The sequence below is a fragment of the Tenacibaculum profundi genome (assembly GCF_052050075.1).
Lineage (GTDB): Bacteria > Bacteroidota > Bacteroidia > Flavobacteriales > Flavobacteriaceae > Polaribacter.
Window position 1 is genome coordinate 2,545,596 of record NZ_CP197225.1, and the last position, 23,233, is coordinate 2,568,828.

Below are 23,233 nucleotides of genomic sequence, written 5' to 3' on the forward strand. Positions count from 1 at the left end.
CTCTTTTTATATCCATGATGAATAAAGAGAGAGTTAAAGAATTATTAAGGGAGGCTTTAGATCAAAATAACAAGTTGTTTTTGATTGATTTACAGTTTCTGGAAAATAACAAAATAAAGGTTGTTATTGACGGTGATGAAGGGGTGCCTCTAAGCGAGTGTGTTCGGATTAGTAGAAATATAGAACATAATTTAGATCGTGAAGAAGAGGATTTTGCCTTGGAGGTAACTACGCCAGATATTGCTCATCCTTTGACTCACAAACGTCAATATAAAAAAAATAAAGGGCGTACTCTAAAGGTGAAAACAAATGATAATGAATATGAAGGTAGTTTGACTGGAGTGAATGAGAATGGTATCACTTTGCACTGGAAAGCTAGAGAACCTAAGCCTGTTGGAAAAGGAAAGCATACGGTTGAAAAAAACATTGTGCTACCTTATGTAGATATAAAAGAAGCAAAAGTGAAGATTATATTTAATTAAGATAATGAGATGGAAAATATTGCGTTAATCGATTCGTTTTCGGAATTCAAAGATATAAAAAGTATTGATAGAGTAACACTTATGTCTATTCTAGAAGAGGTGTTTAGGGCAGCTTTAAAACGTAGATTTGGATCTGATGAGAATTTTGATATAATAATTAATCCTGATAAAGGAGATTTAGAAATTTGGAGAAATAGAGTTGTAGTAGCTGATGGAATGTCCGAAGACGATAACGAAGAGATTGAATTAGCAGAAGCTAGAAGAATAGAGCCTGATTTTGAGATTGGTGAAGATGTTTCAGAAGAAGTGAAATTAGTGGATCTAGGAAGAAGAGCTATTTTAGCATTACGTCAAAATTTAATTTCTAAAATCCACGAGCACGACAGTACGAATGTATTTAAACAATTTAAGGATTTAGAAGGAGAAATTTATAGCGCAGAAGTACATCATATTCGCCATAATGCTGTAATTTTACTTGATGATGAAGGAAATGAAATCGTATTGCCAAAAAGTGAGCAAATTCGATCTGATTTTTTTAGGAAGGGAGATACGGTAAGAGGTGTTATAAAGTCTGTAGAGTTAAGAGGTAATAAACCTGCTATAATTTTGTCTAGAACTGCTCCGCAATTTTTGGTAAAGTTATTTGAACAGGAAATTCCAGAAGTTTTCGACGGATTAATAACCATTCAAGGAGTAGCTAGGATTCCCGGAGATAAGGCTAAGATAGCCGTAGACTCGTATGATGATAGAATAGACCCAGTTGGGGCTTGCGTTGGTGTAAAAGGTTCACGTATCCATGGAATTGTCCGCGAGCTTGGTAATGAAAACATAGATGTGATTAATTATACAAAAAACGAACAGTTATTCATATCCAGAGCACTGAGTCCAGCTAAAGTTTTGTCAGTAAAAATTGATTTATTTGAAGAGGAAAAGTCAGGCAAAAAAGGTAGGGTAAATGTACTCTTAAAACCAGAAGAAGTATCCAAGGCAATTGGTAGAGCCGGTGTAAATATTAGACTAGCCAGTGAATTAACCGGTTATGAGATTGATGTACAAAGAGAAGGAATTGAAGAAGAAGATGTTGAATTAACAGAATTTTCTGATGAAATCGAGGCTTGGGTGATAGAAGAATTTAAAAAGATCGGATTGGATACTGCTAAGAGTGTTTTAGAAAAAGATGTGTCAATGTTGATTCAAAGAACAGACCTTGAAGAAGAGACAATTTTAGACGTTCAGAAAATTCTTAGAGAAGAATTTGAAGATTAATAATTATATTCGGAGTGCTGGCTGCCGCGAAAAAACAGCAATTAAGAAAAAAAACATAACTATATTGTAATCGATGTAAAGTGTGTTTTTTAGAAATAAAGTATAAAATAATTTATGGCTGAAGGCAAAAAATTAAGACTAAATAAAGTTTTAAGAGAATTAAACATTTCTTTAGATAGAGCTGTGGAGCATCTAGCTAAGAACGGCTATGATGTAGAGGCTCGTCCTACTACAAAGATTTCTGATAATGAATATCAGATTTTACTTGATGGTTTCCAAACGGATAAATCAAAGAAAGTAGCATCCAAAGAGGTTAGCGAAGAGAAAAGAAAAGAAAAAGAGGCTATTCGTCAACAATTAGAGGCAGAGCAAGAAAAGAAACGTCAGGAGGAGGAAGAAAAAAAACAAGAAGTTTTAAAAGCCAAAGCGACTAAATTAGAACTTAAAACTATTGGTAAAATCGATATTGAAACAGGTAAAGAGGTAGTAGAGAGTCAAGAAGAAATAGCTACCAATGCTGTTGAAGAAAAAAATCAAGAACCAAAAGTTGAAGAAAATATAACCAAACAAGCAGAGATGCCTAAAGTAGAAATAACTGAACCTATGAAAGAAGTTATTCCTCCCGTTAAAAAGGAAGAACCTGCCCCAATTTTAAAAAATCAAGATACTATAAAAAAAGTAGAAGAAAAAGCTCAAAAAGTAGAGCACTCTAAGCCTATCACTGCTTCTAGAATAGATAAAGCAGTAGAACAAAGTCAATTGTTAAGATCAAAAAAAGGCGATAAACCTAAACCTGTTGAAAAACAAGCTGAGGTAACGCCTGAAAATGCTGAGAAAATTAAAACTCAGTATAAAAAGCTCGATGGTCCTAAAATTACAGGTCAAAAGATTGATCTTAAGCAATTTGAAAGACCTAAAAAGAAAAAACCTGATCCAAAGCAAGATAATAAGAAAGACGGAGATAAGAGAAAACGCAAGAGAATTGTAAATAAACCTGGTGGTGGTAATAACAATCAGGGAAACAATAATTCACAAGGCAACAATAACCGTCAAGGAGGAAACAATCGTCAAGGTGGAAATAATCGTCCTGGCGGTAATAATAATAGAGGGAACAATAGAGGCAATCACAGAGGAAGAAGACCTGTTGTTCAGAAAGAAGAGCTTACAGAAGCTGAAATACAGAAACAAGTTAGAGAAACACTTGAAAAACTTCAAGGAAAATCAAATAAAGGTAAAGGAGCGAAATATCGTAGAGATAAGAGAGATCAGCACCGCCAACAAGTTGAAGCTGAATTAAAAGCACAACAAGAGGAAAGTAAGGTCTTAAAAGTTACTGAGTTTGTTACTGTAAGTGAGGTTGCGACGATGATGGATAAGCCAGTTACGGACATTATTTCAGCATGTATGATGTTAGGAATGATGGTAACTATGAATCAACGCCTTGATGCTGAGACGTTACAAATAGTTGCTGAAGAATTCAATTACAAGGTTGAATTTGTTGGAGCAGAGGTCGAAGAATCTATTGAAGAAGTAATTGATAAGCCAGAAGATTTATCAAATAGAGCACCTATAATTACAGTTATGGGACATGTGGATCACGGTAAAACATCTTTACTTGATTACATTCGTAAAGCAAACGTTATAGCAGGTGAAAGTGGGGGGATTACACAACATATTGGCGCTTATGGAGTAACTTTAGATAATGGTCAGAAGATAGCATTTTTAGATACTCCTGGTCACGAAGCTTTTACTGCTATGCGTGCTCGTGGGGCACAAGTTACAGATCTAGTCATCATTGTAATTGCAGCAGATGATGATGTAATGCCTCAGACAAAAGAAGCAATTTCTCATGCACAAGCAGCTAATGTTCCGATAATTTTTGCTATCAATAAAATTGATAAACCTAATGCTAATCCGGATAATATTAAAACTCAATTATCTTCAATGAATCTCCTTGTTGAAGACTGGGGAGGAGATATTCAGTCACAGGAAATTTCGGCTAAAACTGGTCAGGGAGTTGACGAGTTATTGGAAAAAGTATTGCTAGAAGCGGAAGTACTTGAGCTTACTGCAAACCCCGATAAAAATGCTTTAGGAACTGTAGTTGAAGCTCAATTGGATAAAGGTAGAGGTTATGTTTCAACAATTTTAGTTCAGGCAGGTACATTAAAAATTGGAGATTATCTATTAGCTGGTAAACACAGTGGTAAGGTAAGAGCAATGTTTGATGAAAGAGGTAATAAAGTTAAAGTTGCAGGCCCGTCAACACCAGTATCTATTCTTGGTCTTGATGGAGCGCCACAAGCGGGAGATAAATTTAATGTGTTTGATGACGAAAGAGAAGCCAAACAAATCGCAGCAAAACGTTCTCAATTACAACGTGAACAATCTGTAAGAACGCAAAAGACATTAACATTAGATGAGATCGGTCGCCGTATTGCTTTAGGAGATTTCAAAGAGTTGAATATTATTCTTAAAGGGGATGTTGACGGATCCGTCGAAGCTTTAACGGATTCATTCCAAAAACTATCGACAGAAGAAATTCAAGTAAATATACTTCACAAAGGTGTTGGAGCAATTACAGAATCTGATGTGTTATTAGCTACTGCTTCTGATGCTATCATTGTTGGATTTAATGTGCGTCCTCAAGGAAATGCCAGAGTCGTTGCGGATAAAGAAGAAGTAGATATTAGAACATATTCAATCATTTATGATGCTATTAATGACTTAAAAGACGCGATGGAAGGAATGCTTTCTCCGGAAATGAGGGAGGAAGTTTTAGGTAATGTTGAGATAAGAGAAGTTTATAAAATTTCAAAAATAGGTAACATCGCAGGTTGTATGGTTATGACTGGTAAAATAACAAGAGATGCCAAAGTTCGTATAATTAGAGAAGGAATCGTGGTTCATGATGGACTTTTATCTTCGTTAAAACGTTTCAAAGATGATGTCAAAGAGGTAACAAAAGGTTATGACTGTGGTCTTCAAATTAAAGGTTATAATGATATTAAAGAAGGAGATAGTATAGAAGCTTATACCGAAGTTGCAGTGAAGAAAAAACTTAAGTAAATTACAAGATAAATTTATTATTATAGTATCTTAATAAAAGCTCGATTTACAAAATTATTAAATCGAGCTTTTAATTTTTCTATTAATTGTTTAAATGAAATTATCATTTTTAGTAGAAACATATATATAGTATAAAAGTTTTGTAGAGATACTAATAATTAAAGTACTAAATTAATCTCTTTTAAATCGTGTAATTTAAATTTTATGAGGTATCAGTGGTGTATCAATTTAAATTAAAAACAAGTTATTTATGACGGGGATTCCTCTTCTAAGTATACTTTTTAATTATATATGATTAATTTTATAAATATTCTCTGACGCGGTGAGAAACTTCTGAAATTTGAATGGTTTCAAAACAATTCAAGTAAGTTTTAGGATAGTCCTTACCATAAACAGATGTTGGAATAAGCGGAAATTTTTTTAAATCTGGAATAATTTGATTACAGTCAGGTTGCTTATAGGGTGTGAATCCAAGAAATGGGTGTGTTACACCCCAAATTGTTATTACTGGAACATCATATAATGCTGCTATATGACCATTTCCAGAATCTACAGAAATCATTACATTTAAGTTAGAAATAACATCAAGCTCCTCTTTAAAGCTTACCTTTCCGACACAAGAGAATGTGTTTTTATAATCTTTAGTAATTGATTCAAAAATGTCTTTTTGTTCATCTCCACCTCCAAAGAGTAAAATACTTATGTTATCAGTAGTGCTTAAACTTTTAATTAATTCATGTAATTTGCTTATTGGTAAGCTTTTACTTTCGTAAGCAGCGAAAGGTGCAATACCTATTAACTTTTTCTCTTTAACTTTTTTAGAAATGAGCTCAGGAATCATCTTTTTACTAATCGGATAACTTTCTGATAAGTCAATAGTATATCCTAATTTTCTAAAGACATCAGCATAACGTTCGTGTGTCGTTTTGAGTGGCTTTAGCTTTTTGTTTGGATCTTTACTAGTTAATTTTTTTTTATCTTTTCGAGCTTTATCTATTTGATGACAAGTATATCCGTTAAATCTGAAAAGTGCAATAAGCACTTTCGATCTAAGTACATTATGAAGATCTACAACAAAATCAATTTTTAGATTAATAAGCTCATTATAAAGCTTTAAAAGCCCTAAGAAGCCTTTATGATGATTTTTGAAATCCGAACAAAAAACACTAACTCCCTGTATATCCTTGAAAAAAGGAGCAAAAAAAGGCCTTGTAAGCACTGTAACTTTAATGTTTGAATTTTGCTTCGTCAATGCTTGTATTACAGGGGCAGTCATTGCAACATCTCCCATTGAAGAAAGACGTATAACTAAAATATGTTTTCTTGAAAGTTTCAAGTACCTTTTTTACTTTATTATTTTTGAGATCTTAGAATAGGGTTTAGATCTGCATCATTATACATTTTCATTTGTTTATATACCTTCATATACTTGTCTCCATTTTTAATATCATTTAACAGTGTGTCTATTGCAGAAGACAAATCAGTTTGTTGCTCGAGCAGAACTGCTAATTTTTTTTCACAATTATTTCTATGTGTTTTTGAAGCATCATTGCGTTTTGCTTCTTCGTTCATGTGATACACTTTTAAAGCTAAAATAGACAGGCGATCAATGCCCCAAGCAGGACTTTCTGTATTTATGGTAGCGTTATGTTTTGTCGCAATACCTTTGTATTTTTCCAAAAAATAAGCATCAATGTATTCAACCATATCGGTTCTATCTTGATTTGAAGTATCAATCTTTCTCTTTAAATCTAAGGCAGCAATTGGTTCTATATTCGGATCTCTGATAATATCTTCATAATGCCATTGAACAGTGTCAATCCAGCATTTTCTATATAGTAAATGCTCAATTAAGTGGGAGTTTTTATTGTATTTATTTGTAAAAGGTTGATGTACACTGTCTTCAATGTGATAGCAATCTATTACTTCTTTAAAAATTTCGTTTGCTTTGTCTGTAAACATTCTTTTAAATTACTTTAAGATACCAAAATTACTGTTATTTCTAGTTATTGAAAGAATCAACTGATCAAAAATAACATAAAAATTTAAAACTTTAGGTTGAACATAGTTAAAGCTCCTCATTATGTAAAGCGTCTCTCAATAATTTCAATTAAACGTGTTTCATATTCTTCTTTTTCAGACCAATCATAATCAGGTTTTACAAGATTATTGATAAAGTTTTTAGCTTCTTTCTCTGTTTTACAGGTGTTTAATTGAGAAATAACCCTGTTAAAGTCTGATTGATTTCCTTCAAAAAGATTTTTGACGAATGCAATTCTATCATTAAGTCCAATTTGTAGAGTTTTCTGTAGTTGATCATTTAAAGATTTTTTTGATTCAACTTTTTCAAAAAGATTGGCCATCACATCAACAGGCAGTGTATCGTTTAACTCTTCCTCTAACGTTGGAGTTTTACGCTCATCCGAATCATTTTTTTTGTTGAATAAAATATTATTGAATTCGTCGAAAGACTGTTCTGTTATTTTTTTCACCTCAGGGTTAGGATCATTATCTTTAGTTTCCGAGGCGAGTTTATTTTGAGTAGTGTTTGATGAAGTTTTTTCTGTTATTGGAGAAGGCTCTTCTACTTTGTTGTTTTTTGAATTAAACGGACCCTCTTTAGGAATTATTTCTTTATGAGTAGTTTTGTTTTCTATTTTTGTTGAATTAAAAGTTTCTTTGGATATATTTGGTTTGCTTAACTTTCTCTCTGTTTCAACTATTTTTTTTAGCAACTCTTCTTTAGTAAAATCTGCATTAGGTGTAGTATTTATATACTCATTAACGTAGGCCAAGATAGAAAGCTTTTCATAAACTTCAAAAGCTTTTTTCTTCAATTCCAGCACATCCTCTTTATTTTTCATTTTTAAAATACTATGTGCTAAGCTCGTTAAATCGGATGCTAATTTTTTGTGCATAAGTTGTTCTATGTTTTTAAATTTTATTTTTAAAATTTAATAAATTTGCTTTTCACTACAATAATAATGTAAATGTTAGTAACAGAGCTTAAAATTACAAAATGTTTCTTGAAAATACAGTAAATCACACAGAACAATTTGGGTGGATAGAGGTAATTTGTGGTTCGATGTTTTCAGGTAAAACTGAGGAATTAATAAGACGTCTAAGAAGGGCACAGTTAGCGAAGCAAAAAGTTGAAATTTTTAAACCAGATTTAGATACTCGCTACGATCAGGAAGAAGTTGTTTCTCATAATGAGAACAGAATTCGATCTACTCCAGTTCCAGCTTCATCAAATATTCGATTGCTAGCAAATAATGTTGATGTAGTCGGTATCGATGAAGCACAATTTTTCGATGATGAAATTGTTGCTGTTTGTAATGATTTGGCGAATAGAGGGATTCGAGTAATTATCGCTGGATTAGATATGGATTTTAAAGGAAATCCATTTGGTCCAATGCCAGCCCTAATGGCAACAGCCGAGTATGTTACAAAAGTTCATGCTGTTTGCACGCGAACGGGAAATTTAGCACATTATAGTCATAGAAAGGCAACGAATGATGATCTTGTTATGCTAGGAGAAACACAAGAATATGAGCCTCTTAGTAGAGCGGCTTATTATAAGGCTATTAAGGAATCAAAAGTAGAAAAAGAGAATCTAGATGAATAACCATGTTACGATATTAGAAATAGATAAAAAAGCTATTTTATATAATTTCCAATATTTTAAGAAAAAACTGGAATCAACTACGAAAGTGTTGGTTGTTGTCAAAGCTTTTGGGTATGGTAGTGATGCAGTAGAAGTTGCTAAAATAGTTGAAGAACAAGTCGATTATTTTGCTGTTGCTTATAGTTATGAAGGGGTTGTTTTACGTGAGGCAGGCATTAAAACACCGATTTTAGTTTTACATCCACAACTTCAGAATATGGAGCAAATTGTTCGATATCATTTAGAGCCAGGACTCTACAGTTTTAAAACATTAAATGCATTTTTGAAATTAGCAGATGAGAAGCCCCTGATGAATTATCCAATTCATATTAAATTTAACACAGGATTAAATAGACTCGGTTTTAGTCATTCTGATGTACCTTCAATTTTAATAGAGCTAAAAAAGTCAAATAATGTAGTAGCAAAATCGATTTTCACTCATCTTGCCGCAAGTGAAGATCTACATGAGTATGAATTTACTGTCGGACAGATAAATAATTTCGCATTTATTGTTAAAAAAATTTATGATCATTTGGGGTATAAGCCTATAATACATGCTCTTAATACGTCGGGAATAATAAATTATTCTAAAGCTCAATTTGATATGGTTCGTTTGGGGATTGGTCTATATGGTTTTGGGAATACTCCCAAGGAAACACAAAACTTAAAAAATACCCATAATTTAAAGTCTATAATTTCTCAAATACGAACTATTCAGCCAGGAGAAACGGTTGGTTATAATAGGGCTTTCGTAGCTAGTAAACTTACAAAAAGTGCTACAATACCAATAGGGCATGCAGATGGAATTTCTAGGAGATTAGGAAATAAAAATGGGTTCGTCACAATTAATAATAATATCGCACCTATTATAGGAAATGTTTGTATGGATATGATTATTGTGGATGTTACGAAAATAGACTGTAATGAAGGAGATGAGGTGATTATATTTAATAACCAAAAACATATCGAGTTCATAGCTAGTAAATGTGAAACAATTCCATATGAGATTCTAACATCTATTTCTCAGAGAGTTAAAAGATTAGTAAAAAACTAATTTTTTTTATACATTTAATAAATTTAATTAAAAAATCATAAAATATGGGAATGCTCAAAGAGTTTAAAGACTTTGCAATGAAAGGGAACTTGGTTGACATAGCTGTAGGTTTTGTCATGGGGGCCGCTTTCAAACAAGTTATAACTTCTTTTACAGGTGGAATCGTATCACCTCTAATAGGTTTGCTATTTAATGCAGACTTTAAAGATTTAAAAATGATCCTTAAAGAGGGCGTGGTTGATGAAACAGGAAAGACTGTTGGAGAAGTGGCTTTGTTATATGGAGAGTTTCTTACTTATGTGATTGATTTCATAATAGTTGCTTTTATTATGTTCTTAGTCGTAAAAGGGATCAATAAAATGAAAAGAAAAGAAGAGCCCACAGTAGAGACACCAAAAGGACCAAGTCAGGAAGAGTTGCTTTCAGAAATAAGAGATTTATTAAAAAAATAATCTTAGATAACTAAAACGCTTTGAGAAATTTTTCCCAAGGCGTTTTTTACTGAAGATTAATTATTACATAAAGGAGATTAAGGTTTTTGATTTTATCTCGTTTTTTAATTGATCTATTTTTTCATACATAGTAGTAAAAAAGACTTTTCTGTCTATTTCTGTTTCACTAGAAATCTTTTTCGCGAACTGTAGCTGTTTTTGCAAATAGCTGTCCATTTCATTACAGATTATAGAGTCTTCTATTTTTATATGCGAAAAAGAGCCGTAAGGCATTAATATTCCTTTTTTAAACTCATTTTTAAAGAAAATAGAATGGTTTAGATTGAGTAGTTTGCTGTAATACAATGTGTATCTGTATTTTCTCTTATTAATAAGCCGGTTTTCTGTGTTTACGTTAGTAACATTTTGTTCAAGCCGACTTATGATAGTATTGATTTCATCGCATAAAAGCAGGGCTTCTTCTTTATTTAATGTTTTGGTTCTAAAAAAATAGAAAATTTGATAAAGAGAACTGTCTATTGTTGTGTCGCTCCAAATATCAATGATATCAGTTAACTTAAAAGTTTCTCTAAAATTTTTGGCCTCTTCAACTGCAGCAAATTTTGGTGTAAATTGATAAAATGATAAATTGTTATTTATTGAATTCTTTTTTGAAAAGTTTAGATGTGCATAAATTCTAAATTTCCAATAAAGATTTGTTGTCTTTACATGATAAAAAGGAATATCTTTTGCAGAGTACACAATCTGTGCTTTACTTCCCGAATGAAAAGTTTTGGTATAATAAGATAATTCTTTGTAAAAGTGGATAAGTCCATCAATATTATCTTGAAATTTGTTTTTGTTAATTAAGAGTGTGTTATCAGAAGGGAGGTCATATAATTCGTTTAACGAAATTTTATAATGACTTGCTAATTTTACTGCCTCTTTAAATGTTAATGCTGTCCTACCTTTGATTCTCCTATAAGAAGCATCATAGCTAACATCTAATACATCTGCGATTTCCTCCGTAAAAAGAACGTTCTTAGGCAGTTTCTGCTTAATAACGTCAAAGAGCTTATCTTTTTCTATACCCATAATGTCTCTTGAATAGTGTTCTGGTATTCTTAAATAATGCAAAAAATTTATTTTTTATTTTGCATTATTTACAACCATCTTTTGTCTAAATCTTTTTTAATTTGTTATTAAGACTTAGTTTAGGTGAACTGTGGGGGGACATCTATTTAAGGTTAAAAAAAAGTCTTCTCTATGCAGGGAGAAGGCTTTTGATTACTAATATAAGAAAAATTATGAATGTTTGCCTTCATTCCATCCGTTTTTTTCTAAATATTTTTTTCCGCTCTCAACAGCGCCTTTCTCTATCATAGTACCCATAGAGTCATTCCAACGATTTAAATAACCAAATAAAGATATTACACCAAGCATCTCTACGATCTCTCCTTCGTTCCAATATTTTTGTAACTCGGACTTGATATTTTCATCTACCATATTAGGAATTTGGCTAGCAGCTAAAGAGAAGTCTAAGGCAGCTTTTTCAGCTCCATTAAAAGCAGGGTGTGTTTTATATTCCCATATATTATCCAATTGTTCTTGTTCTGCTCCATAGCGCTCTGCAGCTCTTATTGCGTGAGCTTGACAATATCTACACCCTGTAGCATTACTTGAAACCCAAGCAATCATTCTTTTTAAAGCAGATGTAACTCTACCTTTATTTTCCATTACGGCTTTATTCATATTGATGAAAGCCTTTGAAATTTTAGGTCTATGTTGCATTGTTAAAACAGAATTAGGACAAAAGCCTAAGGTTTCATTAAAAAAATCAGCTAGTTCTTTTGTTTCCTGGTCGTGATCAGCCGGTAAAGGATTTACTAATGGCATAGTCTGTACTTTTTAGTTTTTATTGATATTTTTTTACTGTAAGTTTGTTTTGTGAAATGTATACTTATTAAGTATAACTTGGTAAATATCACATAAAATTACGTAAACAGCAAAAATAAATATTATGGCTTATCATACAGTTACTACTATTTGGAAAGAGAATATGGCATTTGAAACAGATAATCCGCTAGGAAATAATGTTATAATTGACACATCTAAAGAAAATGGAGGCGACGCAAGTGGATTATCACCCAAAGCGATGATGCTTTCTTCTTTGGCAGGGTGCTCAGGGTTAGATGTTGTCGCATTGCTTAGCAAAATGAGAGTTGAAGTTGATGATTTTAAAATTATTGTAAAAGGAGAATTGACCGAAGAGCACCCAAAATACTATAGTAGTGTTACGGTTGACTATCATTTTACAGGAAATAATCTCAAAAAAGATAAAATAGAAAAAGCTGTAGCTTTATCTGTAGAAAAATATTGTGGTGTTATGGAAATGTTTAGAAAGTTTGCCGAGGTTAAAATAGAGATATTTTATCATAAAAAATAAATTACATGCGATGGACTTTAAAGCCTGAACCCAATGAAGAGGAGGTTGAAAAATTAACGAAAGAGCTAGGAATAGATAAAGTTTTATCAAGATTATTGGTACAAAGGGGTATCAAGACATTTGATGAAGCAAAGGAATTTTTTCGTCCTTCGCTTGATAATTTGCATGATCCTTTTTTAATGAAGGATATGAATTTAGCAGTAGAAAGAATTGAAAAAGCTATTGAATTAAAAGAAAGAATATTAATTTATGGTGATTACGATGTGGATGGAACAACTGCAGTATCATTATTGTATTCTTATATTAAGGATAGGTATTCTGATGTTACTACTTATATACCTGATCGATATAAAGAAGGGTATGGTATTTCTTTTTTAGGTGTTGATTTTGCAATAAAAAATAATTTTCAATTAATCATTGCTCTTGACTGTGGAATTAAAGCAATTGACAAAGTAACATATGCAAAGGAGAATAATATAGATTTTATAATTTGTGATCACCATAAGCCAGGACAAGAAGTTCCAGAAGCAGTAGCTGTTTTAAATCCAAAACAAATTGATTGTATGTATCCCTATAAAGAGCTTTGTGGGTGCGGAGTAGGATTTAAGCTAATAGAAGCTTTAGAGTATCGTAATAATGGTGTAATTGAAAATTTAATTCCTTATTTAGATTTAGTTGCAATAGCGGTGGCAGCCGATATTGTTCCCATCACAGGAGAAAATAGAGTATTGGCTTATTTTGGGCTACAAGTAATTAACACAGCGCCAAGAAATGGAATAAAGGCGATTATTCATCAGTTTGGAAAAAAAGAACTCACAATTACTGATGTTGTTTTTATTATTGCTCCTAGAATCAATGCTGCAGGAAGAATTAAGCATGGAAACTTTGCTGTTAGTCTTCTGACTGAACTTGACTATCAAATAGCACTTGTTGAAGCTTCTAATATTGAAAAATTTAATACTGATCGAAAAGAATTAGATGCCGCAATTACTCAAGAAGCACTAATTCAAATAGTGAATAATAAAGAAGAAGATAAGTTTACGACAGTTGTATATGAGGAAGACTGGCACAAGGGGGTAATAGGTATTGTAGCTTCTAGGTTGATAGAAACATATTATCGGCCAACAATAGTGTTTACGAGAAGTGGTGATAAATTAGCTGCGTCCGCTAGGTCAGTGAAAGGATTTGACGTGTATAATGCTATAGAAGCTTGTTCTGAATATTTGGTTCAATTTGGAGGTCATAAATATGCGGCTGGATTAACTATTTTACCAGAACAATATGAAAATTTTAAGAATAAATTCGAGCAGGTAGTTTCCGAATCAATTCATAAGAATCTTCTAGTTCCAGAAATAGGGATTGATGTAGAGTTAGATCTTTGTTCAATAACCCCAAAGTTTTATCGGATATTACAACAAATGGCACCTTTCGGACCTCAGAATTTGAAGCCTGTGTTTTATAGTTCATGTGTTAGAGATAATGGATACGGAAAGCAGGTCGGAGGCGATAAAAGCCATTTAAAACTCAATATTATATATGGAGCAGATAATAGAACATATGGAGCCATTGGTTTTAGTTTGGGAAAAAAAATGAAGTTAATAGAAAATAGTTTTGATATTGCATATTGTCTAGATGAAAACACATGGAATGGTACCACGTCAATACAATTAGTATTAAAAGATTTAAAGCAGTCAATTTAGAATTAATCTAAATTAATTATATTTGCTCGTCAATTAAACTGATTATGGACTGTATATACAAAATTTATAATAACGATATTGGTATCTCTTTTCGTTGGAAAGAGATACCATCAAGACTAATCCAAGTTATATTTAGGGATACTGGTTTTCATCTAACAGTAGAGGAAATTGAACTATTTATAGATAAAGTTTGTGACGCAAAAGTCCAGAGATCCTGTGCTTCATGCGAAGCTGCTGGCTCATGTAGATCGCTCTTGTTACAAACTCCTTCAGATAAAGTTAGCATGGCAGTTTCAATATCTGAACTTTCCCAGATTGAAGACCTATTAAGAGGGACGTTATTTCAAATTAAGATGAATAATTATTTAGACGATCTATGCAAAAATTAAATAGTAAAAAGAAAGCTTCTATTTTTTATCTTCTTTAATTAAGTAAAGATATACAGGATAATGATCGCTATATCCGCCTGTATACTTTCCATTAGAAAAGCTTCTAAAAGGATAACCTCTATATTTTCCGGTTTTTTTAGTCAAAAAGAGCTTATTAAATATGGCTGATTTGAACATTTTATAATCTAAGAAATTTTTGTTATCGAAATTTAAAAAGGGAGAAGTAAACATAATTTGATCAAATAAATTAATGTTATCTCTAAAGCCTAGAGAATTATAGCCTCTTTTAAACATGCTTTCATAGGGGTTATAAATCTCTCCTTTTAGAGTATTCTTAATTTTTGATTTTGTATTTAAAATTTTTTTAAAGCTTGAGCTACTTGGGTCATCATTAAAGTCACCCATTATAATGACTTTAGGATTAGTGTCTGTTAATTTTATTTTTTCTAATATTTGTAAAACTTTATAGGCCGCTTTTTCTCTTAAAGGTCTACTTTTTGCTTCACCACCCCTTCTTGATGGCCAGTGATTTACAATTATGTGAATTAATTCGTTGTCTAAATAACCAGATACTAAAAGAATGTCTCGTGTGTTAATCTTTCTATTCTTTACATAAATATTTGGATTAAAAGTTTCAAAGTTTATTGGTTTAAAATAACGTTGTTGATAAAGTAAAGCTACATCTATTCCACGCTTATCAGGTGAGTCAAAATGAATAATTTCATACTGTTTTTTTTTTAATTTTTTTGTTTTGACAAGATCCTTTAATACTTTTTTATTCTCAACCTCGGCTACCCCTAAAATAACAGGACTTGTATTTGTCTTCTCTGAACCTATCTTAAGTATGACTTCTCCTAGTTTATCTAATTTATCCTTGTATATTTTTTCACGATTATTCTTTATTCTCATTATCGGGCTTTTCTCATCTTCTTTATTAGGATTATCGAAAATATCGAATAGATTCTCTAAGTTATAGAAGGCAACAGTTCTTATTTTAAAACTTCTACTTTTTTGTGCAAAACAATAATTTAAAAGCAGGCCAAGAATAATAAACAGTATTCTATTCTTCATTCTATTTGATTTTTTTAATGGTTAAAGTAATGTAAAAACTTAACTAAAAGGTGTTTTTTAGTGTGTTTTTTTTAATTTTTTTATTTTAAAATAAAATTTTTTGTAATTTTATGGCTGTTTTATTGAAAAAAAGCTATTTAAAAATAATTAATTGTTTATGAAAAAAATTAAAGTAATAATGCTATTGCTATTACTAGCACAACTACCAATTACATCTCAAAACATCATAAGAGGAGTCGTTTTAGAAGCTGACTCTGAAGAGCCCTTTGAAGGAGTATCCATTTATGTAGAAGATCTTAAACTTAGCCAAATAACAAAAAGAGATGGTAGCTTTATGGTAGAGCTTATACCTAATGGAGAGCAACTTATAACTATATCTTTTGATGGATATGAAAAGCAAAAATACCTTTTGAAATTGATCGGGAAAACCATTGATCTTGGGATTATTTTATTACATGAAGACGTTTCTATTGATCAAGATTTAAGTACAATTACAATTACTGAAGATGAACTTAATAATGATGCCAGTACAGCAGATAATATTTCAGGTCTGTTACAAGCATCAAGAGATGTTTATTTGAAAACAGCAGCTTTTGAATGGAGCCCATCCTTTTATAGTGTCAGAGGTTTAGATTCAGAAAATGGAAAAGTAATGATAAATGGGATTGAAATGAATAAACTTTATAATGGAAAACCTCAATGGAGTAACTGGGGAGGACTTAATGATATCTTTAAATATCAAGAATATAGTAATGGGTTAACCCCTTCAAATTATGGATTTGGAGGTGTTTTAGGATCTGTTAATATGAACACAAGAGCATCCGATTTTAAGAAAGGAATTAGGATATCTTACGCTTCTTCTAATAGGAGTTATTCACATCGTATTATGGGAACTTATACTTCAGGACTATTGAATAATGGGTGGGCAATAGCAGTATCTGGAAGTAGAAGATCAGGGGAGGAAGGATATATTGAAGGTACTTTTTATGAAGGGAATTCATTTTTTATTTCTTTAGAAAAAAAGTTAAATGATTATCATAGTCTTAATTTATCAATAATTTCTGCTAATAATAAACGAGGGAAATCATCACCTAATACTCAAGAGGTATTTGATTTAAAAGGAATCAAGTATAATCCTTATTGGGGGTACCAAAACAATAAAGCAAGAAATTCTCGAATACGAGATTTATACGAACCAATTTTAATGTTAAATCATTTTTGGAGATTATCCGATAATACAACTTTAAATTCTAATTTATCCTTTCAAACAGGAAGAGAAGGTAATAGTCGTATTAACTTCAATGGAGCTCGATTAGTAAATGGTTGGCCAATTGGCGGAGGTTCAAACCCTGATCCAACATATTATCAAAAGTTACCAAGTTACGCAATACGAAATGGCAGTCGAACAGAGTACAATTTATTACAAGAATTTTTAAATGATGGGCAGTGGGACTGGGATGAAATGATTAGGCAAAACTTAGCCGGTAATGAAAGTACAAATTCAAAGTATATTTTATATGAAGACAGAAATGATGAAGATCAATTTTCTGCGAATACTATTTTTTTTAGCGAACTAAATGAACATATTGTAATCAACAGTAAATTACATTATACTCAAATAAAATCTGAAAATTTTGCAAATCTTCTTGATCTATTGGGTGGGCAAGGTTTTTTAGATGTAGATACCTTTGGGGATAATTTAACCTCAAAGCAAAATAATCTTAGGAATCCAAATAGAATTGTAACTGAAGGAGATCGATTTAATTATAATTATATTCTAAAGTCAAAGGTCTTAAGTGCTTTTTTACAAGCCCAGTTCAAGTACAATAAGGTTAATTTTTACGTGGCAGGAGATGCGTCAAAAACTTCGCATCAAAGAGAAGGATTGTATCAGAGTGGAGCTTTTAAGAATAATTCTTTGGGAAAATCTGAGAAACTAGAATTTACGAATTTTGGATTTAAAGGAGGATTTACCTACAAAGTTTCAGGACGTCATTTATTAGATTTCAACGGAGGTTATTTAACAAAAGCACCAACAATAAGAAATACATTTTCAAATCCAAGGGAAACTAACAATGCTGTTTTAGGTCTTGTTACAGAAAAAATAATGTCTAATGATATCAGTTATATCCTGCGATTTCCTACTATACAAGCAAAGTTAACAGGGTATTATGTAGGGATCAAAGATGCAACTGAAATATCATTTTTTTATGTAGATGGTATTAATGGTAATAATTCGGCATTTATTCAGGAAGTGATAACGGAAATTGAAAAAAAACATTTGGGTATCGAAATAGGAATTGAGGCACAAATAACCCCTTCAATTAAATTGAAGGGAGCTACTAACATTGGTCAGTATACTTTTCATAATAATCCAATGTTATATCTGACTTCAGATGCAGATAATCAGAGTCATAATGATAGTGAATATTTTTTACGACCGACAACATCTTATTTAAAGAACTACAGAGTAGCTTCAGGTCCACAAAAGGCATATTCGCTTGGCTTTGAATATCGAGACCCAGACTTCTGGTGGTTTGGAGCTACTGTCAATTATCTAGATGATGTTTTTGTAGATATCTCTCCACTAAGAAGAACACAAAATTTTGTAGTTGATGAAGATGGTATTGAGTTTTCGGACTATGATCCACTTATAGCACGTGATCTTTTAGATCAAGAAGAATTTGAAAATTATATGGTAGTAAATGCAATAGGAGGTAAGTCTTGGAAATTAGGAGACTATTATGTTGGTTTTTTTGCCAGCTTAAACAATTTATTTAATAAAAAATATAAGTCAGGAGGATTTGAACAGGGTAGAAATGCGAACTATAGAGTATCAAAAAAAGACTCAGAATCAACAACTCCTGTTTTTGGGAATAAATATTGGTATGGAAGAGGTACGACGTTTTTCATAAATGTTTATTTCAGATTCTAATTATAATAGCTATGAAAAAAATGAAGACAAGCACGATACTTAATATGATAATATTAGCTGTTTTTTTTGAGGTAACTGTCTCATGTGTAGATAATAATGATTATAATTTACCTCAAATTAATATAGATGAACCAAATATAATAGCAAACACTTCTATTTCAGGTATTATAAGAATTTTTAACGAACAAGCAAATGGTGTACTTGATTTCAGTACAATCCAAAAAGATGAGATGGTACTTGAAGGCTATGTGGTTTCTAGTGATGAGGCAGGAAATATGTATAAAATACTATCTATTCAAGATAAACCTAAAGATCCAACTGCAGCTATTCAATTAACCGTAGATGATACTGATATGTATACTTTTTTTAATGTAGGTAGAAAAGTATTTGTTCCTCTTAATGGTTTAGGGATGCACAATAATAATGGTGTTTTAGAAATAGGAAAACTTAATGGAGGTGCAGTAGATAGAATTTCTCTTATAAAAGATCCTGAGGCTATTAATATGAAGGATAAATATAGCATTATGAGGTCTTCAGAAGTAGCTCAGATAGAGCCTAGAGAAATAGTAAGCATTACTGATCTAAACAGTTCACATATCAGTATGTTAATTTCCATTGATAACATGCAGATAGAAGCCAAAGATCAAACTTTTGCAAATTTAAATAATACCTTTTCGGTCAACAGAGTATTTAAGAGTTGCGCTGATGAAGAAACAATTATCATGAGAAATAGTGGTTTTGCTGACTTTAGAGCTCAATTGATACCTAATATGCAAGGAAAAATTACGGGTATTGTTGGAAATTATAGAGGAGCTTTTCAGTTGTTAATCAGAGATACAAATGATTTGGATTTAATTCAAAGTAGGTGTGAGCCTGTTTATGCGGAAGATTTTCAGAGTGTTGTAGGTAATGCTGATTTTGATATTGATGGTTGGATAAATTATACAGAAAAGGGTTCAAAGGTTTGGACAGAGAAAGTGTTTCAAAGTAATGGATATGTTGAATTTAATCCATATGGATCAGATGATAGTGAAAATGTAAGTTGGTTAATTACTCCAAGAATTGACCTTGAAAACCAGGATAATGAAGTGCTTACTTTTCAAACACAGCATGCATATCCAGATTCAGGACATGATCCTTTAGAAATATTAATTTCTACAGATTTCGATGGTACTGAGGAGGGAATAGAGTATGCTACTTGGAATTCTCTAGATTCTAAAATAAGTTATATTGAAGACTTTTCTTCGTGGTTCACCTTTGTAGATTCTGGAGAGGTAGATATATCGTTATATGAGGGTATAGCTTATATTGCATTTAAATACACAGGAAGCGATAGAGAAAACAAAAATATGACTATACATGTCGATAATGTAAAAGTTTCTGTAAAATAAACTTTAATTAGCATGATTTATTTTATAAACCCCGAGTTTACAGTCGGGGTTTATTATAATTCAAACTATTTTTTAATTAACTGCTTTGTATATTTACTTCCTGTATTTGATAGAGAGATGTAGTAAACTCCTGTAGTTATGGACATGGTAATATCTTTTTGGCTATCTGCCATTGAAATACTTCTTAATAGTTTACTGTTAGAATCGTAAATAGTCACTTTCTTATGTTTCCATAAATCGTTTTTTACATGAATACTAAACGTTTTACCTTTCAGTGGATTTGGAGAAATGGTAATTACTTCATTATCATTAACCAATGATAAAATTTCTTTAGTATTCTCAAGCTTATTTGCATTACATTTTCCGATACGCTTCCAACCTCTTGAGGTTCTTTCGTATAATGTACCGAAATATATCACTTTATCACCATTTTTGTAATTCTTACTTGAATCATATTGAGGTATGCCATCACAAATATCAGGGTTTACTACTGCTCCTTCAGAAATTGTAACAGAATAATCCTCAACTTCACCAAAATCAAAATTTCCACAAGAATCAGGAATTTTTTGATAGCGCATACTAACACGCATTCTTGTTTTTCCTAGTTTTGCAGATGTTGGTATAGTAAAGTTTCCAGTTACAGGTGATTCGGTTGATGCCTTTTTACTCCATACTAATTCACCAGAGTCATTAAAATCTGAATCTTGATTAAAATCAATCCATACGGCGTATCCTTCATTATATTTGCTTTTAGTCCATTTTGGTGTAATTGAAATTTTATTAGAAATATTCTTTTTTAATTCAGTATTCTTACTAGTGAAGTCTTGATATCCATTTTGCGCAGTGGAATTATTGTTAATACTACCAATGTTAACATTTTGAATATATTCATCATTAACATTTTTTCCTTGTGAATTGCAATAAGTAGGAGATATAACTGTCCCTTTACTTTTAGCAACCTCAATTAAGTATTCTAACCCAAGTTTAGCAAACTTAGCAGCATGGGTTGCATTTGCTGTAGGGAATTGACTTGAAGTATCCCTTATGGTATGAATATAAGGGCTTGATTCATTAAATGAAGCTTCAAAAGGAAATGCAGCAGGGTATCCTTGTTGAGCCCAGCTATAGTGGTCAGAACAACCATAGTTACAACGAGTATAGTCATAGTTAAATTTATGATTACCTGAACTGTTATAATGATCCATTAAATCAGCTAAAAAAGAATTTAAAGAAGAGCTGTTGTAAGAATCATCAGAAATATAAACATCTTTTGAAGAGCCCTTATAGTTTGTCATGTCAAACTGTACATAGGAAAGAACATTTATATTCCTTCTTTTATAATCCTCAGCAATTTCTTTAGACCCTCTTAAGCCAACTTCTTCTGCGGCGTAAGCCATGATTTCAATTGTTCTTTTTGGTTGAAAATCCATTTCAAATAAAACTCTGGCTACCTCTGTTATGGTAGCAATTCCAGAAGCATTATCATCAGCTCCTGGAGCATTGGTTGTCCTTTGAGGACTAACAGAATCAATATGTCCACCAATAATAACATATTCATTAGGTAGTTCTTGACCTTTAATTGTCATGATTAAAGAAGGCATTGATGTACTTTGATGTTCTACAATTTTTATAGAAACGTCAGATCTTCCGTTAGCTATTGATTCCCATTTTTGTTTTAAGTCCAATACGGACTGCCTCGCTTTTTGAGTGGTGTGGTATCTAGTGCCGTAGGCTTCTAATTCTCTGATGTGAGTATCAATATTAGTGTTTTTTACCAATGCAATACTCTTTTGTACAGCTTGATTTTCAGAAATAGAAAAACTAGTTGTTTTTCGTTGTTTTCGTCTTAGTTGATGATTTCTAATAGTATTTAAAGCCTCTTGTTCAGATGTTTCAAAAATAAAGCCTGGTCCATGAGTTAGAACCATATGATGAAGCTTTTCAGCAGCTTTATCACTGAGTTTTACGGCACTAAATCCTTTTCTAGAAGCAATTATTTTAATATCATCTGGGGCTAATTTTTTCAGTTTTACAGCATCCTCTGTTTGAATAGTTCCATAAAACATACTAGTTGTTTGAGCATAAATATTATTAAGGCTCATGTACAGCAACGCTATACAAGTAAGTAGATACTTGTTTTTCATTTTTAGAAGGGTTTAAAATTAATTTTTATTAAAACTGATAAAGCAGTTTAAAGCTAAAATAGTGTATCTTGTTTGTAATCAGTCCTTAATTTTTGTTTTTTTATCTAAATTAAATGTTAAAAAAATAAGATTAGTTAATTATTTGAGAGTGTTTAAATGAATTGTAACATAATTAAAAACTTTATGATGTCGTCTGGAGATAGAATTACAAGAGCTTTTATTAATGCAAAAACTTTAGACTTATCAGAGGATTCAAAGTATATAATTTTTTCTGATTGTCATAGAGGTGATAATAGCTTTGCTGATGATTTTTCACGGAATAGAGATGTTTATTGTTATGCATTATTGCAATATTTGAAAAAAGATTTTACTTATATAGAGCTTGGAGATGGAGATGAGCTTTGGGAAAATAAATTTCCCGCAATTTTTGAAGCAAATAAAGATGTTTACCTTATTTTGAAAAAGTTTTATGATAAGGGAATGTTACACTTTATTTGGGGTAATCATGACATGGACTACAGAAAACCAGAAAAAATAGCTGAAAACTTACATTTCTATTTTGATTCAAAAGAACAGAAAGAAAAGAAGTTAATGATAGGAGTTGAATTTTCTGAAGCAATACGGCTTATACAAAAAGGAGGGAGCAGTATTTTTTTACTTCATGGCCATCAAGCAGATTGGTTTAATTATAATTTTTGGAAATTGAGTAGGTTTTTGGTTAGAATACTTTGGAAACCTTTACAGGTAATGGGGGTGAAAGATCCAACAAGCCCTGCTCAAAATTACAGAAATTTAATAAGGGTGGAATATTTACTTGAAAAATGGATTAAAAATAATGATAATCAAATGGTTATAACAGGGCATACACATAGGCCAAGATTTCCTACCGATAAAGAACTTCCTCATTTTAATGATGGAAGTTGTGTTCATCCTAAATGTATTACTGGTCTGGAAATTGAAAATAATAAAATAACTTTAGTAAAATGGCATTCGGTGGTTAATGATAAAGGAGTTATAAAAGTCAAAAAGGATGTATTAGAGGGACCAAGCAGTTTATCAAAATACATCTAAAACGATTACTTAACATTTACTTAACATTAGAAGAGGTGTAAAATGCAATTTTAGAGAGAATTTTATTAGCTTAATCTTTCTAAAGCAATTTTCTATAATAATTGTTGTTTTGCGACT

The 23,233-nt window shown here is 31.6% G+C and carries 19 protein-coding genes; 12 read left to right on the top strand and 7 right to left on the bottom strand.

Annotation, left to right across the window (positions count from 1 at the left end; all coding sequences use genetic code 11):
* The first annotated feature begins 17 nt into the window (after positions 1-17).
* From rimP to infB, 3 genes are all read left to right on the top strand, one after another.
* On the top strand, positions 18-482 hold the full coding sequence (gene rimP / locus ACSIGE_RS10345; protein ID WP_440879795.1) for a ribosome assembly cofactor RimP: 465 nt from the start codon (positions 18-20) through the stop codon (positions 480-482).
* A gap of 9 nt (positions 483-491) precedes the next feature.
* Complete coding sequence (gene nusA / locus ACSIGE_RS10350) at positions 492-1,748, top strand: transcription termination factor NusA (RefSeq protein ID WP_440879796.1); 1,257 nt, start codon at positions 492-494, stop codon at positions 1,746-1,748.
* A 114-nt stretch (positions 1,749-1,862) separates the two neighbouring features.
* Positions 1,863-4,817, top strand: a complete 2,955-nt coding sequence (infB, locus tag ACSIGE_RS10355) for a translation initiation factor IF-2 (protein WP_440879797.1) — start codon at positions 1,863-1,865, stop codon at positions 4,815-4,817.
* A 301-nt stretch (positions 4,818-5,118) separates the two neighbouring features.
* Here infB and ACSIGE_RS10360 read toward each other — a convergent pair whose 3' ends face one another.
* From ACSIGE_RS10360 to ACSIGE_RS10370, 3 genes are all read right to left on the bottom strand, one after another.
* Positions 5,119-6,153, bottom strand: a complete 1,035-nt coding sequence (locus ACSIGE_RS10360) for a glycosyltransferase family 9 protein (protein WP_440879798.1) — start codon at positions 6,151-6,153, stop codon at positions 5,119-5,121.
* A 17-nt stretch (positions 6,154-6,170) separates the two neighbouring features.
* The gene (locus ACSIGE_RS10365) at positions 6,171-6,779 is read right to left on the bottom strand and encodes a DUF4254 domain-containing protein (RefSeq protein WP_440879799.1); all 609 of its coding nucleotides are present in this window, start codon (positions 6,777-6,779) and stop codon (positions 6,171-6,173) included.
* A 119-nt stretch (positions 6,780-6,898) separates the two neighbouring features.
* A complete protein-coding gene (locus ACSIGE_RS10370) occupies positions 6,899-7,735 on the bottom strand; it encodes a hypothetical protein (RefSeq protein WP_440879800.1) in 837 nt (278 codons plus the stop codon).
* 101 nt (positions 7,736-7,836) lie between these two features.
* Here ACSIGE_RS10370 and ACSIGE_RS10375 point away from each other — a divergent pair, with 101 nt between their 5' ends.
* The 3 genes from ACSIGE_RS10375 to mscL are packed head-to-tail and all read left to right on the top strand — an operon-like array spanning position 7,837 to position 9,990.
* Entirely contained in the window at positions 7,837-8,445 is a 609-nt protein-coding gene (locus ACSIGE_RS10375) for a thymidine kinase (protein ID WP_440879801.1), read from the top strand.
* Entirely contained in the window at positions 8,438-9,538 is a 1,101-nt protein-coding gene (gene alr / locus ACSIGE_RS10380) for an alanine racemase (RefSeq protein WP_440879802.1), read from the top strand. The genes ACSIGE_RS10375 and alr overlap by 8 nt, the downstream gene beginning before the upstream one ends.
* Positions 9,539-9,588: 50 nt before the next feature.
* The gene (gene mscL, locus ACSIGE_RS10385) at positions 9,589-9,990 is read left to right on the top strand and encodes a large conductance mechanosensitive channel protein MscL (RefSeq protein ID WP_440882207.1); all 402 of its coding nucleotides are present in this window, start codon (positions 9,589-9,591) and stop codon (positions 9,988-9,990) included.
* A gap of 63 nt (positions 9,991-10,053) precedes the next feature.
* Here mscL and ACSIGE_RS10390 read toward each other — a convergent pair whose 3' ends face one another.
* Positions 10,054-11,106: a hypothetical protein gene (locus tag ACSIGE_RS10390; protein ID WP_440879803.1), complete on the bottom strand. Its 1,053-nt coding sequence runs from the start codon at positions 11,104-11,106 to the stop codon at positions 10,054-10,056.
* Between the two features lie 168 nt (positions 11,107-11,274).
* The gene (locus ACSIGE_RS10395; protein WP_440879804.1) at positions 11,275-11,865 is read right to left on the bottom strand and encodes a carboxymuconolactone decarboxylase family protein; all 591 of its coding nucleotides are present in this window, start codon (positions 11,863-11,865) and stop codon (positions 11,275-11,277) included.
* Positions 11,866-11,989: 124 nt separating this feature from the next.
* Here ACSIGE_RS10395 and ACSIGE_RS10400 point away from each other — a divergent pair, with 124 nt between their 5' ends.
* The 3 genes from ACSIGE_RS10400 to ACSIGE_RS10410 are packed head-to-tail and all read left to right on the top strand — an operon-like array spanning position 11,990 to position 14,504.
* Positions 11,990-12,415: an OsmC family protein gene (locus ACSIGE_RS10400; RefSeq protein WP_440879805.1), complete on the top strand. Its 426-nt coding sequence runs from the start codon at positions 11,990-11,992 to the stop codon at positions 12,413-12,415.
* 5 nt (positions 12,416-12,420) lie between these two features.
* On the top strand, positions 12,421-14,115 hold the full coding sequence (gene recJ / locus ACSIGE_RS10405; protein WP_440879806.1) for a single-stranded-DNA-specific exonuclease RecJ: 1,695 nt from the start codon (positions 12,421-12,423) through the stop codon (positions 14,113-14,115).
* A gap of 44 nt (positions 14,116-14,159) precedes the next feature.
* Positions 14,160-14,504 (top strand): hypothetical protein, encoded by a 345-nt coding sequence (locus tag ACSIGE_RS10410; protein ID WP_440879807.1) that lies wholly within the window; start codon positions 14,160-14,162, stop codon positions 14,502-14,504.
* A gap of 18 nt (positions 14,505-14,522) precedes the next feature.
* On the opposite strand, the gene ACSIGE_RS10415 is transcribed toward ACSIGE_RS10410, so the two are convergent.
* Positions 14,523-15,575: an endonuclease/exonuclease/phosphatase family protein gene (locus ACSIGE_RS10415; protein WP_440879808.1), complete on the bottom strand. Its 1,053-nt coding sequence runs from the start codon at positions 15,573-15,575 to the stop codon at positions 14,523-14,525.
* A 157-nt stretch (positions 15,576-15,732) separates the two neighbouring features.
* Between ACSIGE_RS10415 and ACSIGE_RS10420 the strand changes: the two genes are divergently transcribed.
* Positions 15,733-18,510: a carboxypeptidase-like regulatory domain-containing protein gene (locus tag ACSIGE_RS10420; RefSeq protein WP_440879809.1), complete on the top strand. Its 2,778-nt coding sequence runs from the start codon at positions 15,733-15,735 to the stop codon at positions 18,508-18,510.
* Positions 18,511-18,530: 20 nt separating this feature from the next.
* Positions 18,531-19,901 carry a DUF5689 domain-containing protein gene (locus ACSIGE_RS10425; protein WP_440879810.1) on the top strand — a complete coding sequence of 457 codons (1,371 nt, stop codon included), beginning with the start codon at positions 18,531-18,533 and terminating at the stop codon, positions 19,899-19,901.
* Positions 19,902-19,966: 65 nt separating this feature from the next.
* Here ACSIGE_RS10425 and ACSIGE_RS10430 read toward each other — a convergent pair whose 3' ends face one another.
* Positions 19,967-22,045: a M20/M25/M40 family metallo-hydrolase gene (locus tag ACSIGE_RS10430; protein WP_440879811.1), complete on the bottom strand. Its 2,079-nt coding sequence runs from the start codon at positions 22,043-22,045 to the stop codon at positions 19,967-19,969.
* Between the two features lie 156 nt (positions 22,046-22,201).
* Between ACSIGE_RS10430 and ACSIGE_RS10435 the strand changes: the two genes are divergently transcribed.
* Positions 22,202-23,116, top strand: a complete 915-nt coding sequence (locus tag ACSIGE_RS10435) for a metallophosphoesterase (RefSeq protein WP_440879812.1) — start codon at positions 22,202-22,204, stop codon at positions 23,114-23,116.
* Positions 23,117-23,233: the final 117 nt, after the last annotated feature.